The organism is Rhodococcus sp. NPDC019647 (genome assembly GCF_044389235.1).
GTDB lineage: Bacteria > Actinomycetota > Actinomycetes > Mycobacteriales > Mycobacteriaceae > Rhodococcus_F > Rhodococcus_F oxybenzonivorans.
In genome coordinates this window covers 38,433-53,403 of sequence record NZ_JBIRXS010000032.1, presented here as the reverse complement: position 1 = coordinate 53,403, position 14,971 = coordinate 38,433, and the positions used below count along the sequence as shown (strand labels likewise).

Genomic DNA, 14,971 nt, shown 5'->3' with positions numbered 1-14,971 from the left:
ATACCGATCCGAACACGAAAGAAGAGGGCAACACAATGGCGCGGTTGGAACAGAAGGTAGCTGTCGTCTCCGGCGGAGCCCGCGGTATCGGCCGCGCCACGGCGGAACTGTTCGCCGAGGAAGGCGCGAGGGTGGTGGTCGGCGACCTGCGGGAGCCGGAGCCCTTCGATCACCCGAACATCACCTTCAAGCGCCTCGACGTCACCCAGCTCGACAGCTGGCAGGGACTCGTCGACTCGGTGATCGCCGCGCACGGGCGGATCGACATCCTGGTCAACAACGCCGGCCTCGTCGGCTCCTACGAGGCGATCGACAAGATCGACCTCAACGACTGGCACCACATCATCGCGGTCAACCAGACCGGGGTCTTCTACGGCATGCGCTCGGTCTTGCCGACCATGCAGGCCCAGCACGCCGGCGCGATCGTCAACGTCTCGTCGATCTGGGGCATCGTCGGCGCCGCCGGGGTCTCGGCCTACCAGGCCAGTAAGGCCGCGGTGCGGATGATGAGCAAGAATGCCGCCCTGTCGTACGTCGGCGACGGCATCCGGGTCAACTCCCTGCACCCGGGTCTGGCCAGCACCCCGATGATCGACGCTCAGGACGAGGCGATCACCGCCGAGGTGATCGCCGCCACCCCGATGAAGCGTGCCGCCAATCCTCGCGAAATCGCCTATGGCGCATTGTTCCTCGCCAGCGACGAGGCCAGTTACGTCACCGGCATCGAACTGCCGGTCGACGGCGGCTACACCGCACCGTGAAAGGAGTTGAACCGATGACCGATCGTGGACTGTTCACCGAAGGCCGCTCAGCCGAGGTGGTGATCGACAGCCTCGGAGCCGACACCGATCCCCGGCTGCGGCAGATCGTGACCTCCCTGATCCAGCACCTGCACGACTTCGTCAAGGACGTCCAGCTCACCGAGGAGGAGTGGGAGAAGGGCATCGAGTTCCTCACCCGCACCGGGCACACCTGCAACGACGTGCGTCAGGAATTTATCCTGCTCTCCGATGTTCTCGGGGTATCGATGCTGGTCGAGACGATCAACCACCGCGCCCTCGATCACGCCACCGAGCAGACCGTTCTGGGCCCGTTCCACATGGTCGACTCCCCGCCGCGCGAGCTCGGCGACACCATCGCCCTCGACGACGGTGGTGAGCCGTGCCTGGTGACCGGACAGGTCCGCAGCGCGGACGGCACCCCCTTGGCCGGGGCGAGTGTCGACGTCTGGCAGGCGAACGCCGAAGGCTTCTACGACGTCCAGCAACCCGGCATCCAGCCGGAGCTGAACTTGCGTGGGTTGTTCAGGACCGACGACGAGGGCAAGTTCTGGTTCCGCTCGATTGTTCCGCGGTACTACCCCATCCCCGACGACGGACCGGTGGGGGAGCTGCTGGCCATCACCGGGCGCCATCCCAACCGGCCGGCGCACGTGCATTTCATCGTCACCGCACCCGGCCACGAACCGGTCACCACCCATCTGTTCGTCGACGGCACCCCTTACATCGACTCCGATGTCGTGTTCGGGGTCAAGGAAAGCCTGATCCGGGAGTTCCCGGTGGTCGACGACCCGGACCGCGCCCGCGAGCTCGGGTTCGACAATCCTTTCCGCACGGTCCACTTCGATGTGACTCTGCTCGAATCCGAGGTACGAGAGGCGGCCGGACTGTGACCTTCACCACCTCCTTCCACTATGAGGCCCTGCCGATGCGGGTGAGCTTCGAGGTCGGCGCGGTGACCAAGATCGGGGAGGAACTCGACCGACTCGGGCTGAGCCGGGCGCTGGTCCTGTGCACTCCCGAGCAGAAGCACCTGGCCGATCTCGTCATGGATAATCTCGGTGACCGCGGTGCCGGCATCTTCGACCAGGCTCGCATGCACGTGCCGGTCGACACCGCGGACCGCGCCCGGGACCGGGCCCGCGAGCTCGGCGCGGACAGCTGCGTGGTGATCGGCGGTGGTTCCTCGATCGGCCTCGGCAAGGCGATCGCCCTCGAACACGGGCTACCGATCATCGCGATCCCCACCACCTACGCCGGATCGGAGATGACCCCGATCTGGGGTCTGACCCGCGACGGGCGCAAGCAGACCGGGCGCGACGCGAAGGTGCTGCCGCAGAGTGTCATCTATGACCCACAGCTGACTACCACGCTGCCGGCGGGGATCTCGGCCGCCAGCGGCCTGAACGCGGTCGCGCATGCCGTCGAGGCACTCTATGCCCCGGACGCCTCGCCGATCATCTCGCTGATGGCCGAAGAGGGAGTTCGCGCCTTCGCCGAATCGCTTTCGGTGGTGGTCGCCGACGGCAACGATCTCGACGGCCGGTCGAAAGCCCTGTACGGCGCCTGGCTGTGCGGTGCCTGCCTGGGGGCGACAACGATGTCGCTCCATCACAAGCTCTGCCATGTCCTCGGCGGATCCCTCGACCTGCCGCACGCCCAGACGCACGCGATCGTGTTGCCCTACGTGCTGGCCTACAACGAATCCCACGCCCCGGCAGCGCGGGCCGCCTTGCAGCGGGCCCTGGGCACCGACGGTGACCCGTCGACCGCGCTGTGGGACCTCGAACAGCAACTGCAGATCCCGCACTCGCTCGAAGAATTGGGGGTGAGCGAAAGCCAACTTCCTGCCGTCATCGACGAGGTCCTGTCCAACCCCTACTCGAACCCGACCCCGGTCACCGAGGACGGGCTGCGCCACCTCCTCGGCCAGGCTCTGCGCGGCGATCGGCCCACCCGCCGATGACCTGGTACGACACCTACCCTCGCCCACCCTGAACAGCACAGGAGCCGACGTGACAGCTACCCACGATGCGACCACCACCATCCGTGACCTCGAAAACGCCCGGTACCGGGCGATCGTCGAGCAGGACCTGGCTCGGTTCGCCGAGCTCAGTCATCCCGACCTGGCCTACTCGCACTCCTCCGGGGACACGGACAGCCTCGACTCCTACCTCGACAAGGTGCGGTCGGGCTACTACGTCTATCACGACATCGACCACCCGATCGAGTTCATCCGGATCGTCGACGATGTCGCGCTCGTCATCGGTGAGATGAACGCCAGCATCACCGCCGGCGGACGCGAGAAGAAGCTGCGAAACCGGTGCCTGGCAGTGTGGAAGTACACCGACGAGGGCTGGCGATTCCTCGCCTACCAGCCCACCCCGGTGCCCACCGCGTAAATCCCCCTCACACGACCCCCGTGCACCGGTGTGCCGGCGGAGTTCACCCCACCCGAACACCAGATTGGATTCCCCATGTCCACCCTCGAGAACAAGATCACCATCGTCACCGGAGCCAGCCGTGGACTCGGTGAGGGCATCGCCGTCGAACTCGCCCGACGCGGCGCCACGGTCGTCTGCGCCGACCTGCACAGCGCCGAGGAGACCGCGAGCACGCTGCAGTCCGCCGGCAGCCCGAAGAGCAGCTCCGCCAAGGTCGACGTGTCCAGTGCGGCGTCGGTGGACGAGTTGGTCGGTTCCACTGTCGAGACGCACGGGCGTCTGGACATCATGGTCAACAACGCCGGCATCTACACCTACGGTGCAATCGCCGAGGTCACCGACGAAGACTTCCGCCGCACCATGGACGTCAACGTCGGCGGCGTCTTCAACGGTTCCCGTGCGGCTGCCCGGGTGATGAAGAAGCAGAAGTCGGGGCGGATCATCAACACCGCCTCCCAACTCGGCAAACTCGCCCGCCCCAACGAGGGCGTCTACTCCGCATCGAAGGCGGCCGTCATCTTGATGACGCAGGCCCTCGGGCTGGAACTGGCGCCTTTCAACATCACCGTCAACGCCATCTGTCCCGGCTGCATGTACACCGAGATGATGGAGAAGTCGTTCGCGGAAATCGCTCAGAGCGAGGGAATTACGCTCGAGCAGAAGCTGCAGGACTACCTCGACGCCAAAATACCCACGGGTCGTTTCGGCACTCTCGACGATATGGGCCGGATGGTCGCCTGGCTGGCCTCCGACGAGGCTTCGTTCACCACCGGTTCCGCTCTCAACCTCACCGGTGGCGAGCAGGTCTTCTTCTAGGTCTCCGGCCTCCTCGGCGCAGACACCGCGGTGGTAACCGATCGGCTTCGTCCGATCGGTTACCACCGCGTCTGTATTCAGCTGCAATGAACATTGTCCGATGCGACTCCATAACTTCCTCATATTGACAGTCACACTGAACTAGATGGTATGGTGGGCGTCACACTTTAAGTAGTGATGAAAAGTCGCTTGGGGCGTCCATCACCCCCGCGCCCTGCAGTACCGCGTTATTTCCCAGCCTGTATCAGGAGCCCCCGTGACCTCACAGATCCCCGCTTCGTCACCCGCTGCCATCGAGGCCACCGGGGTCAGCAAGCACTTCGGCGGTGTGCACGCGCTCGAGGACGTGAGCATCCGCATCGACTCCGGTACCTGTCACGCCATAGTCGGCGCGAATGGCGCCGGCAAATCCACACTGATGAAGGTGCTCGCCGGCCTCTACACCCCCAACGAGGGTCAGGTGCTGGTCTCCGGACAACTGCTGTCCGGGGGGACCGTAGCGTCCAAGGCCGCCGGCATCGCACTGGTCCATCAGGAACTGAGCCTGTGCCCGGACCTGACCGTCGCCGAGAACATCTGCGTCGGAACCACTCCCACCAAACACGGACTCGTCGACCGCAAAGCTATGCGCTCGATCGCCGCCGCACTGTGCGCGCGGCTGGGCGTGAACATCGACCCCGACACTCTCGTCGGTCAGCTGCCGGCGACCCTCCAGCAGTTCGTCGAGATCGCCAAGGCATTGCGCCTGGACCCGCAGATCCTCATCCTCGACGAGCCCACCGCCTCCCTGACACCCCAGGAGACCGACCAGCTGCTCGAACTGCTCGAGTCCCTGCGCGATCAGGGTGTGACCATCGTGTACATCTCGCACCGGCTGCGGGAGATCTTCAAACTGTGCAGCCGCGCTACCGTCCTCCGCGACGGCCGCCTGGTCGAGCACCTCGACCTCGCCGAGACCACCACCGACCGGCTGGTCGAGAGCATGGTCGGGCAGAAACTGCTCGACCAGGAACAACACGAGCGGGAAGAGAAGACGGACTCATTCGGTGAGGTGGTCCTGTCCGTCGACAACCTCTGGGCGCCTGGGGTGTTCGGCACCAGCCTCGAGGTCCGTGTCGGCGAGGTCCTCGGTCTCGGCGGACTGATGGGCTCAGGTCGCAGCGAACTGGTCCGGGCCATCCTCGGCCTCGAACCCCGCTCCCGCGGGTCTGTCACCCTCAGCTACGACGGCCACCGCCGCACCATCAGTTCCTACCGCTCCGCAGTTCGGTCCGGCGTCGCCTTCGTCCCGGAAGACCGCCGTACGGAAGGGGTACTGCTGGCCCGGTCGGTGCGCGAGAACCTGGCGCTACCCTCGCTGACCGCGCTGAGCCGGTTCGGACAGATCCGTACCAAGGCACTGAAAAAGATGGCCACCGGCCTCGCCGGCGAGGTCAACCTGCGCCCCGCCAACACCTCCGCCACCGTAAAACTGCTCAGCGGCGGCAACCAGCAGAAGGTCGCCTTCGGCCGGTGGCTACCCACCAATCCACGACTGTTCGTCCTGGACGAGCCCACCGCCGGCGTCGACGTCGGAGCCAAAGCCGAAATTCACGAACTGGTCCGCTCTTTGACCGCGAAGGGCACCGCCGTCATCGTCGTCTCCTCCGACCTCGAGGAACTGCTCTCCTTGTCGGACCGGATCGCGGTCCTGCGCGACGGCACGATCACCGGCGAACTGTCCGCCACCGAGGCCGACCAACAGGCCATCGTCCGGCTCGGCACCCATCACGACACCACGCACCAACGCAAGGAAGCCGCACATGTCTGACACCCAGATCGCGCCGGCAGGGCGGGTCGCACCTTACGTGCCGCCCCTGCGGCGCACATTCGATGAGAACCCCACCGCAATCGTGGTCACCGGGGCGCTGATCGCACTACTGCTGTTCGCCGCGGTCGGACTCGACGGTTTCTGGTCCGCACAGAACCTCGGCACGCTGCTGCGTAACAGCGCCTTTCTCGGATTCGTCGCACTGGCAATGACGTTCGTGGTCGTCTCAGGCCTTATCATCGACCTGTCGGTGGTGCCGCAGATCGCCCTCGCCGCTATCGTCGTGATCGCGGTGAGCCCGCACGGCATTGCCGTGGCCGCACCGGCCGCGATCCTGGCGTGCCTGGTGTTCGCGATCATCAACGGCATCGGCGCCGGACTGATGCGCGGCAACGGAGTCATCGTCACCCTGGCCACCGCCACCGCCGGCATGGGCGTGCTCAACTACATCACCGGCGGCGCCCAGTACTCCGGAAACACCACGCTGCTGTCGTGGATCGGCAACGCCTCCGTCGCCGGCATTCCGGTGGTGTTCCTGATTTTCGCCGTCGTGGCCGTGCTCGCCCACAACCTGCTCTCCGCCACCAGCTTCGGGTACTCGCTGCGGGCCACCGGCACCAACCGCGGTGCCGCCCGGATCGCCGGACTGAACACCACCCGCACCCTCACCCTCACCTTCGCCGTCTCCTCGCTCGGCGCGGCCGCGGCGGGAATGGCGCTGGCCGGCTACAGCTCGAGTGCAGTCTCGACGATGTCCGCCGGCTACGACTTCAACGCCCTCGCCGCCGTCGTCATCGGTGGCACCAGCCTCTTCGGCGGCCGCGGATCGATCCTGGGCACCGTCCTCGGTGTCGCGTTCGTCCAGGTACTGCTCAGTGTCCTGTCCCTGGCCGGGTTGCCGTTCCAATGGCAACAGTTCGTGCAGGGCTTCATCATCGTCGCGACCCTCGCGGCGGACGCCATCCTGCGCCGACGTGGAGGTCTCAAGTGAACGGCCACACTCTTCTGACCCAGTTCAAGAGCTGGACCGCATTCCGGGCGGTGATCCTGCTGGCCCTGGTCGTCGTGGTGCTGCTGGCAGTCCAGCCGACCGCACTCGGCTCCTACGGCATCGCCCTGTCCCGCATCGTCGACGTCTGGCTGGTGGCGATCGCGCTGGTCCCGGTCCTCGTCCTCGGCGAGATCGACCTCAGCGTCGGATCGACCATGGCCGTCACCGCGGCCGTCGCCGCGCAGGCCTCCGGCAACCTCGCCGTCTCGATTCCCCTCGCGCTGATCACCGGTGCGGTGGTGGGACTGATCAACGGTCTCCTGGTCGTCAAGGTCGGCATCAACTCCTTCATCACCACCCTCGGCATGCTGATCACCCTGCAGGGTCTCGCCCTGGCGATCACCGACGGCGCCCCGGTGCCACTGCAGGACTCCACCCGGGCCCTGGAATTCAGCGTCCCGCTGATCGGGCAGATCACCCCGGACATCGTCATCGCCGTCGCCGCGACCGCCGCCCTGTGGTTCTTCATGACCAAGATGCGTACCGGCCGCGAGCTCTACATCATCGGCGGCAACGCCGAAGCCGCGGCGTCGGGCGGTATCTCCATCGACACCCGCAAGATCCTCGCCTTCACCATCTGCAGCTGCGTCGCCGGCCTCGCCGGTGTCGTCGACACCCTCAACCTGGTCGCCGCGTCACCCACCCTGGGATCGACGGTGATGCTGCTAGCGATCGCGGCCGCAGTCGTCGGCGGCGCCAGCCTGTCCGGTGGCCGCGCCAGCGTGATCGGCGCCGTCATCGGGGCGATCGCGCTCGGTGGCATCAGCATCGGCCTGCAGATGAGCGGGCTGGACTCGAGCGTCGAGGGCATCGCCATCGGCGCAATCCTGTTCGCCGCCGTCGTCTTGACCAAGGAGGGCGTGCGCGCCCTGCGGCTCCCATCGCTGCTCGGTCCCCTCACGGGCGCATCCTCAGACCGCACAGCCGTCGCAGCAGGAAAGGCACGATGATGGCACACAAGAGTTCTCTGTTCCGGCGAGCCGCACTCGCGATCGCCTTCTGCGTGGCCACCGTGCTGGCCGGCACCGCGTGCGGCGCTCCCGGCGCGGCCACCGACAACGAGGACTGGCCCACGATCGCCTTCCTCGTGCCGATGGACCGCAACCACGAGTACGGGCGCAACTACGTTTCGTCCCTGCGGAAGGCAGCCGAAGAACACCACGTCAACGCATTCGTGATGAACTCGAACTACGACGCTTCGGTGCAGGCGTCGCAGATGAAGATTGCGATCGCCAAGAAGGTCGACGGCATAGTCATCTGGCCCGCGCTCTACGGCGCCGAACAGCCGATGTTGATCCAGGCCCAGCGGGCCGGAATTCCGGTCAACATCAGCAACTCCCAGCCCCCCGAGGGCCTCGACACCAGCCTGTACCACGCGTTCACCGGACCGAACGACCAACGTATCGGCGAACTCCAGGGCAAGGGACTCGCGAAGCTGCTCGGCGGCAAGGGAACCTACGTCTACATCGGCGGCACCCCCGGCAACGCGGCAGCGATCAACCGTCAGATCGGCCTCGAACGCGAGATGGCCAACCACCCCGACATGAAGCTCCTCGGCTCCCAGCCGGGCAACTTCGACAAGAACCAGGCCCAGACCGCAGCGAGCGCACTGATCAGCCGCTTCGGCAACCAGATCGACGCCCTCGTCACCCCGGACGACATCATGGCCTCCGGCGCCGCCCAAGCCCTCGACGCCGCAGGGATGGCCGGACAAGTCAAACTCCTCGGCCACAACTACGCCCCGGTCGCCCGGACCCTGCTCGAGAACGGATCCATGTCGACGACACTGTTCCAATCCCCGTGCTGGGACTCCACCCACGCCCTGACCACCATGATGGACGTCCTCGCCGGCAAAGACGTGCCGCCGGTCCTTTACATGCCGCTGCCGGTGGTCACCAAGGACAACCTCGACGACTTCACCCCCAACGGCTGCCTGCCCGCGGGGTACTCCGAACTCGCCCGCAACTAACACCCACGCCCGAGAGGAATCACGATGGAAACCGGACTAGGGGACAAGGTCGTCGTCATCACCGGCGCCGGCTCCGGAATCGGAGCCGCATCCGCACGGGCTTTCGCCGCGGAAAACGCCCGCCTCGCCCTGCTCGACCGAGACCGGCACGGCCTCGACATCCTCGCCAAGGAACTCGAGCAGGTCACCGAGGTGCACTACGCCGTCGCCGATCTGAGCACCGAGCCCGGGGTGACCGGAGGTCTCGACGAGGTCCTCGCCCCTTACGACGGCCGGGTGGATGTGTTGTTCAACAACGTCGGCGCCGGCAGCCTGGGAACCTTCGACAGCCTCACCGACACCGACTGGGTCTCCACCCTCGAACTGAACTTCCTCAGCCAGGTCCGCGCCGCCACCCACGTGCTGCCGACCATGCGGGCCGCCGGACGCGGTGTCATCGTCAACAACGCCTCTGACCTGGGGCGTCAGCCGATCGCCGCCGGACCGGACTACGCCGCGTCCAAGGCTGCCATCCTGTCGTTCACCAGCTCGCTGGCCATCAGCGAGGGCCCGATCGTGCGAGTCAACGCGGTCGCACCCGGCCCCATCCTCTCGCCGATGTGGCTGATGGAGGGTGGCCTCGCCGACACCTTCGCCGCCGTCCACGGCGTGCACCGCGACGAATCTATCGACGTCGAGATGAAACATCGCGGACTTCCTTTGCAACGCATAGGAACTCCCGAGGAAGTGGCCAACGTGGTTGTCTTCCTCGCCTCCGACCTCGCCTCGTACGTCACCTCCTCGGTGTACGGCGTCGACGGCGGTTCCTTCCGCGCCATCACCTGACCGCCCGCCCCACCCGGAGCGGCTGTCGATCACTGGCACGGTTCGGATCCATCGGAAGTGAGCCGAAGCGTTCGCTGAAGGGCAGCCTTGTGGTCGTGTGGTATCGCCCGACGAGACCGCACGTCCTGCGCCACAAGCAGATTCCGGTCACGGCCGAATTGACTGATGGTCAGGCGCGGCGCGAGGAACCACTTTTCGTATCCAATCTGGTTGCGCAGTCGGGGCGCCCAGGTCGGGAAGCCGCGGACTGAGCCCAGTACGCCTCGACGACCACCCGGGTAATTAGCGGGTATACCACGAAAGGGAAGCGTGCTATCCGGCTGGGGGAGTGATCCGTTGGTGGGGGTGCTCGGACAGTGATGGATGCGTGTGGAGGCCGGATCCTTGTTGCGCGGTGACGGGATAGAACCTCGGGCTGAGGCCGGCTTCAGACGCTGGCTACGCAGTGAGATCGATGATGATCTTGCCTGGTTGGCCGTTGAAGAACGAGTCCACGAAGGCGGCTGGCAGCTGTTCGAATCCGGGCAATACTGATTGCACGGCCTCCAACTGTCCGGAACTGATGAGTTCGCCGAGCGTGGCTTCAACCACTGCTGCTCGGTCCATGTAGTCGAGCACAATGAATCCTTGTGTGAGGATTCGCTTGGTGAGAAGCTGTCCGAAATTGCTTGGTCCGGCGGGTCGCTCGGTCAAGTTGTAGCCGTCGATCAGGCCACACAACGCGATGTGTGCGTGGTTGTTGAGTCGGGTGATCGATGCGTCGAACATCGGGCCTCCGGAGTTTTCGAAGAGGCGGTCGATGCCGTCCGGTGTTGCCGCCTCGAGCTGGTCCTTCCAGTCAGGGGCCTTGCGATCGATGACGGCGGCGGCGCCGAGTCGGGCGACCATCGAGCACTTCTCGGCGCCTCCTGCGATGCCGACAACATGTGCGCCCGCCTGCTTCGCGAGCTGGACGGCCACGCTTCCGACTGCGCCAGAGGCGCCGGAGATCAAGACGGTATGCTCTGGTTCCGGCCGCAGGATGTCGCATACTCCGGCCCACGCGGTCAGGCCCGTCATCCCGAGGATTCCGAGGTAGTGCTCCAAGGGAACGTCCTCCCGTGGTGTGATTCGGTCCCAGTCAGTACTGGGCGAGCTGACGATCTGGCGCCGTTGCCAGCCGACGAAGCCACGCACAATGTCGCCCTCGGTGAAGTTGCTGTTGCGTGAGGCGGTCACGCGTGCCAGACCGAAAGCGCGCACTGGCTCTCCGATCGCGACTGGCGGAAGATAACTCGGTCGGTCGTCGAGCCAGCCCCTGATGGCCGGATCGATCGAGATGAAGAGGGTCTCGAGTGCGACGTCGCCGGCCTCGAGTTCGGGCAGGACGACGTCCTCCACACGGAAGTCCTCCACGCTCACGTGCCCGTGGGGGCGCTGCGCCAGGACGATCTGTTGTGATGAATTCACGGTGTGCTTCTCCTTCGTCACCACCGACGGTAGAAGTCATGACAAGGCGAAACTTGGCCCGATGCGCACGGAATTCGACGAGCACGCACAGCGCGCATTTCAATGCCGGATGCGTGTGCGCCTGATGAAAGCAGATGCGCGCAAACAACCAAGACGTGACGTCCGTCACTTCGTAGGGTCGGTGAGAAGTGGGCTGCGTGCCGAGGAGCCCACCTGGAAGATCCGGAGTCAACGCAATGAATGACACACGCACCGACCGACCTCTCGAGATTGCGGTCACGATCGATGACTTCGTCCTGTGGGAGGGCGTTCCCATGCCGGACGAGACCACTCCCACCGACATCACGCGGTCTGTGGCGAAAACGCTGAACGACTACGGACTTGCGGGAACCTACGGCTTCTCTCATACCTACCGGCTCGAGAACGAGCCAGAGCAAATCGAGGCCTTCGAGGCGTGGGCCGAAGCGGGCCATCACCTGGGCAACCACACTCACCAGCATGCTCCACTGCGCTGGATGCCCGATGCGGCATTCCGATGCGATTTTGAGACGGCCGAGAAGTACATCGGTCATCTGATCGACGCCGCACCGTCGAAGTACTTCCGGTACCCCATGGACATGTCATCAGGATCGGAACGACGTCGAGGGGAAGTCGAGACGTACATCGCAGATCTCGGCTACCGCACTGCCCCGATCACGAGTTGGTTCAGTGATTTCGCGTTCATCATGCCGTACTTTCGCGCGATGACCCTTGGCGACAAGGACGTGCAGAAGCAGGTCCGCGACCTGCATGTGTCGACCGCGGTTGACATGCTCTACAAGCACGCGGACACCGCGCGTACCTTGTTCGGTGCCGACGCCCCTCTCATCTGGCTCGTACACGGCACCCCGATCTCTCGTGACACCCTCGCTCCGATCCTCGAGGCCTTCCTCGAGCGTGGCGTGGAATTTGTCACCCTCGATGAGGCGATGAAGCATCCGGTGAACTTTGGGAAGCCGCCGTGTAATGAGAGCTTCACCAACCAGCTTCAGAGGTTCGCGCTTGCTGCGCGCGTGCCGAAACCTGAACTCGACGTCGAGCGGCTGGCCGAGATCCTGAACCTTGCCCCCATTCCCGGCCTCGACACGATGGCGACCTACGAAGAGCGCATGTTCAAGCCGCTGGCGAAGCGGGTGGGAGCGAAGTACGACTGGGATTGGTCCTGAGTCGGCATTCCACATTCACAACGTCATTATCTGAAAGCAGGATCATGCTCAACCTGGCCACCATGCTTGCCGACACTGCTCGACGCACTCCCAGCAGAACCGCTGTCATCGAAGGTGACCGCGCCCTTACCTTCGGTGAGATCGATGCGGCTGCGAACAGTGTGGCCCGTTTTCTTCTCTCACGCGGGTTGCGTCCAGGCGACCGCGTCGCCTTGACGATTGCGAATGTTGTCGAGTTTCCGATCGTCTACTTCGGCATCCTCAAGGCCGGTGGGGCCGTCGTGCCACTCAACACGATGCTCAAGCGGGAGGAGGTTGCCTACCACCTCCGTGACTCGGGCGCGACGGCATACTTCTGTACCGTGCCGGGGCCCGACGACGAGGCGTGGCGCGGTTTCCAGGACGTCGAATCCTGCGAGTATCTGGTCACCCTTGGCTCCGCGTTGCTCGATGAGCCAGGCGTGGGAACAACCTTGGCGGACGTATTGGCCGAACACCCCGCGAAAGACGTCCTGCAGGTGACCGAGGCAACCGACACGGCGGTGGTCCTGTACACGAGCGGGACGACCGGCCAGCCGAAGGGCGCGGAGCTCACCCACGCCAACTTGGTCCTCAACGCCATAGGGCATAACCAACTGCTCGACGCCCGAGCCGACGACGTGCATCTGGTCACTCTTCCGCTCTTTCACTCGTTCGCGCAGACCGTACAGCTGAACGCCGGTTTCGCAATGGGTGCCACCCTGGTCCTGCTGCCACGATTCGACGCAGCTCAGGCTCTGGCATTGATGACACAGCATCGGGTAACGGTCTTCGCCGGTGTTCCGACGATGTACTGGGCGCTGCTCAACAAGGCCGCTGACGGAATAGACGTCGATCTGGCCGGTCTCCTGCGAATCGCGCTTTCGGGCGCAGCTGCCATGCCCGTCGATGTGCTGGAGCGGTTCAGGGATGTCTTCGGTGTCGGGATCCGGGAGGGCTACGGACTCTCCGAAACCAGTCCGACCGTCACGTTCAACCCGCTCGACCAACCGAACCGGTCGGGGTCGATCGGCACACCGATCTGGGGAGTAGAGGTCAAGCTCATCGACGATCAGTGGAACGAGGCTCCCGCCGGTGAGCCAGGAGAACTCGCGATACGTGGATACAACGTGATGAAGGGATACCTGGGGCAATCCGAGGCGACACAGGAGGTGATCCGAGACGGCTGGTTCCGCACGGGCGATATCGCAACGCGAGACGAGGACGGCTACTACTTCATCGTCGATCGCGCCAAGGACTTGATCGTGCGGGGAGGCTTCAACGTCTATCCGCGCGAACTCGAGGAAGTGATCATCGGCCACCCAGAGGTCAGCCTCGTGGCCGTCGTCGGAATCCCCGACGAGCGAATCGGTGAGGAAGTGAAAGCCTTCGTCATCCGCGAGCACGGATCGGAGTTGAAGGAAGAAGACCTGATCGGCTGGTCACGGGAACGGTTGGCGGCTTACAAGTACCCGCGCCTGGTCGAGTTCAGGGAGACCTTACCGATGAACGCGACAGGAAAGCTCCTCAAGCGGGCTCTGCGATGATCAAGCCGTTGGCGTGGGCGCCAGCGCGCGCTAGCGTCGACTCTGGCACGAGTCGCAGTTTCTGCATACCGGTGTGAGTAGGTGTTGTGGCCTTGTATTCCGTCGATACGTTGCGTAGCAACGAGCACGACCAGCGCGAGCGCGGTGATTGGTGGCGCGATCAAGTCTCTTCGATCCACTGTCCGATGGCCTTCTCCCTCGCAGACAACTACCAGGGAACCCTTCAGCATCAACATTCGGACACGTACCAGCTAATTCGCTGGTGGGGCGAAGCGGAGGTCCTCTCCCGCACGGCATCCGACATCCGTCGACATCCACACGGCGCCTACGAACTGCTCATACCGGTCCAGGGTGAAGTAATCCTCGAGCAGGATCGTCGTGAGGCCACGATCACACCGGCGGTCATGGCCCTCACGTCGCTGGACACCGCGACCGTTCTGCGCCACGGTGATGGCTTCTCCTCTGTCGCATTCGTGATTCCACGTGACCGGATCGAGGCGCGGGTGCCGACATTGCCTCACCCCGGCACCGTCCTCGATGCAACATCGGGACTGGGACGCATCGTTTCCGACGTGGTCAGTAGTTTGCGCAGGGAGCGGCACCAGCTCACCGGCGGTCAATTCGACGCGATCGCCGACCGAATCGTCGATCTCGTGGCACTCGCCTACAACGCAGACACGGCCGGCCCCTCCGTCGACGTTCAGGACGAGTTGGTCAACGCCATCCGGCGCTTTGTCCGGGAAAATGCGCACGACCCGAACCTCACAGGCGCCGTGGTCGCGACGCGCCTGGGCTGGTCGCTCCGGCACGTGCAGGCCCAATTGCAGCGGATCGGGACAACACCGTCGGACCTCATCAGACAGGAGCGTCTGGCGTTGGCCCGGTTGCGTCTTCAGGACCGTGGCTGGAGCCACCAGAGCGTGACTCAGGTGGCATACTCCTCAGGATTCGGCGACCTCAGCACCTTCAGTAATGCGTACCGGCGGGCCTTCGGTGAGCGCCCGTCCGACACACGTTCTGCAGCATCCGAAGACGACTGAATCAGCAGACCCGTGGGT

The 14,971-nt window shown here is 64.7% G+C and carries 14 protein-coding genes; 13 read left to right on the top strand and 1 reads right to left on the bottom strand.

Annotated features, from left to right (window positions below; all coding sequences use genetic code 11):
• The first annotated feature begins 35 nt into the window (after positions 1–35).
• From ACH49N_RS33350 to ACH49N_RS33305, 10 genes are all read left to right on the top strand, one after another.
• A complete protein-coding gene (locus ACH49N_RS33350; RefSeq protein ID WP_358277013.1) occupies positions 36–761 on the top strand; it encodes a glucose 1-dehydrogenase in 726 nt (241 codons plus the stop codon).
• A gap of 14 nt (positions 762–775) precedes the next feature.
• Positions 776–1,672, top strand: a complete 897-nt coding sequence (locus tag ACH49N_RS33345) for an intradiol ring-cleavage dioxygenase (protein WP_358277012.1) — start codon at positions 776–778, stop codon at positions 1,670–1,672.
• Complete coding sequence (locus ACH49N_RS33340) at positions 1,669–2,745, top strand: maleylacetate reductase (protein ID WP_358277011.1); 1,077 nt, start codon at positions 1,669–1,671, stop codon at positions 2,743–2,745. The genes ACH49N_RS33345 and ACH49N_RS33340 overlap by 4 nt, the downstream gene beginning before the upstream one ends.
• 49 nt (positions 2,746–2,794) lie before the next feature.
• Positions 2,795–3,181, top strand: a complete 387-nt coding sequence (locus tag ACH49N_RS33335) for a nuclear transport factor 2 family protein (protein WP_358277010.1) — start codon at positions 2,795–2,797, stop codon at positions 3,179–3,181.
• A 75-nt stretch (positions 3,182–3,256) separates the two neighbouring features.
• Positions 3,257–4,039, top strand: a complete 783-nt coding sequence (locus tag ACH49N_RS33330) for an SDR family oxidoreductase (protein WP_358277009.1) — start codon at positions 3,257–3,259, stop codon at positions 4,037–4,039.
• Between the two features lie 256 nt (positions 4,040–4,295).
• Positions 4,296–5,849 (top strand): sugar ABC transporter ATP-binding protein, encoded by a 1,554-nt coding sequence (locus ACH49N_RS33325; protein ID WP_358277008.1) that lies wholly within the window; start codon positions 4,296–4,298, stop codon positions 5,847–5,849.
• Positions 5,842–6,840 (top strand): ABC transporter permease, encoded by a 999-nt coding sequence (locus ACH49N_RS33320; RefSeq protein ID WP_317763903.1) that lies wholly within the window; start codon positions 5,842–5,844, stop codon positions 6,838–6,840. Before ACH49N_RS33325 ends, ACH49N_RS33320 begins: the two co-directional genes overlap by 8 nt.
• Positions 6,837–7,850, top strand: a complete 1,014-nt coding sequence (locus tag ACH49N_RS33315) for an ABC transporter permease (protein ID WP_358277007.1) — start codon at positions 6,837–6,839, stop codon at positions 7,848–7,850. Before ACH49N_RS33320 ends, ACH49N_RS33315 begins: the two co-directional genes overlap by 4 nt.
• Positions 7,847–8,869, top strand: a complete 1,023-nt coding sequence (locus ACH49N_RS33310) for a sugar ABC transporter substrate-binding protein (protein WP_358277006.1) — start codon at positions 7,847–7,849, stop codon at positions 8,867–8,869. The genes ACH49N_RS33315 and ACH49N_RS33310 overlap by 4 nt, the downstream gene beginning before the upstream one ends.
• A gap of 24 nt (positions 8,870–8,893) precedes the next feature.
• Positions 8,894–9,694: an SDR family oxidoreductase gene (locus ACH49N_RS33305; RefSeq protein ID WP_358277005.1), complete on the top strand. Its 801-nt coding sequence runs from the start codon at positions 8,894–8,896 to the stop codon at positions 9,692–9,694.
• Positions 9,695–10,132: 438 nt separating this feature from the next.
• Here the strand turns inward: ACH49N_RS33305 and ACH49N_RS33300 are convergent, their stop codons facing one another.
• Positions 10,133–11,143 carry an NADP-dependent oxidoreductase gene (locus tag ACH49N_RS33300; RefSeq protein ID WP_358277004.1) on the bottom strand — a complete coding sequence of 337 codons (1,011 nt, stop codon included), beginning with the start codon at positions 11,141–11,143 and terminating at the stop codon, positions 10,133–10,135.
• A gap of 236 nt (positions 11,144–11,379) precedes the next feature.
• On the opposite strand from ACH49N_RS33300, the gene ACH49N_RS33295 reads away from it, so the two are divergent.
• From ACH49N_RS33295 to ACH49N_RS33285, 3 genes are all read left to right on the top strand, one after another.
• A complete protein-coding gene (locus ACH49N_RS33295; protein ID WP_358277003.1) occupies positions 11,380–12,348 on the top strand; it encodes a polysaccharide deacetylase family protein in 969 nt (322 codons plus the stop codon).
• Between the two features lie 44 nt (positions 12,349–12,392).
• Positions 12,393–13,913: a long-chain fatty acid--CoA ligase gene (locus ACH49N_RS33290; protein WP_358277002.1), complete on the top strand. Its 1,521-nt coding sequence runs from the start codon at positions 12,393–12,395 to the stop codon at positions 13,911–13,913.
• A gap of 86 nt (positions 13,914–13,999) precedes the next feature.
• Complete coding sequence (locus ACH49N_RS33285; RefSeq protein WP_358277001.1) at positions 14,000–14,953, top strand: AraC family transcriptional regulator; 954 nt, start codon at positions 14,000–14,002, stop codon at positions 14,951–14,953.
• The last annotated feature ends 18 nt before the right edge of the window (positions 14,954–14,971 follow it).

Coding starts and splice junctions, on each gene's coding strand:
- ACH49N_RS33330 (WP_358277009.1), top strand. CDS start 3,257: ATGTCCACCCTCGAGAACAAGATCACCATCGTCACCGGAGCCAGCCGT.
- ACH49N_RS33320 (WP_317763903.1), top strand. CDS start 5,842: ATGTCTGACACCCAGATCGCGCCGGCAGGGCGGGTCGCACCTTACGTG.
- ACH49N_RS33350 (WP_358277013.1), top strand. CDS start 36: ATGGCGCGGTTGGAACAGAAGGTAGCTGTCGTCTCCGGCGGAGCCCGC.
- ACH49N_RS33310 (WP_358277006.1), top strand. CDS start 7,847: ATGATGGCACACAAGAGTTCTCTGTTCCGGCGAGCCGCACTCGCGATC.
- ACH49N_RS33290 (WP_358277002.1), top strand. CDS start 12,393: ATGCTCAACCTGGCCACCATGCTTGCCGACACTGCTCGACGCACTCCC.
- ACH49N_RS33305 (WP_358277005.1), top strand. CDS start 8,894: ATGGAAACCGGACTAGGGGACAAGGTCGTCGTCATCACCGGCGCCGGC.
- ACH49N_RS33345 (WP_358277012.1), top strand. CDS start 776: ATGACCGATCGTGGACTGTTCACCGAAGGCCGCTCAGCCGAGGTGGTG.
- ACH49N_RS33295 (WP_358277003.1), top strand. CDS start 11,380: ATGAATGACACACGCACCGACCGACCTCTCGAGATTGCGGTCACGATC.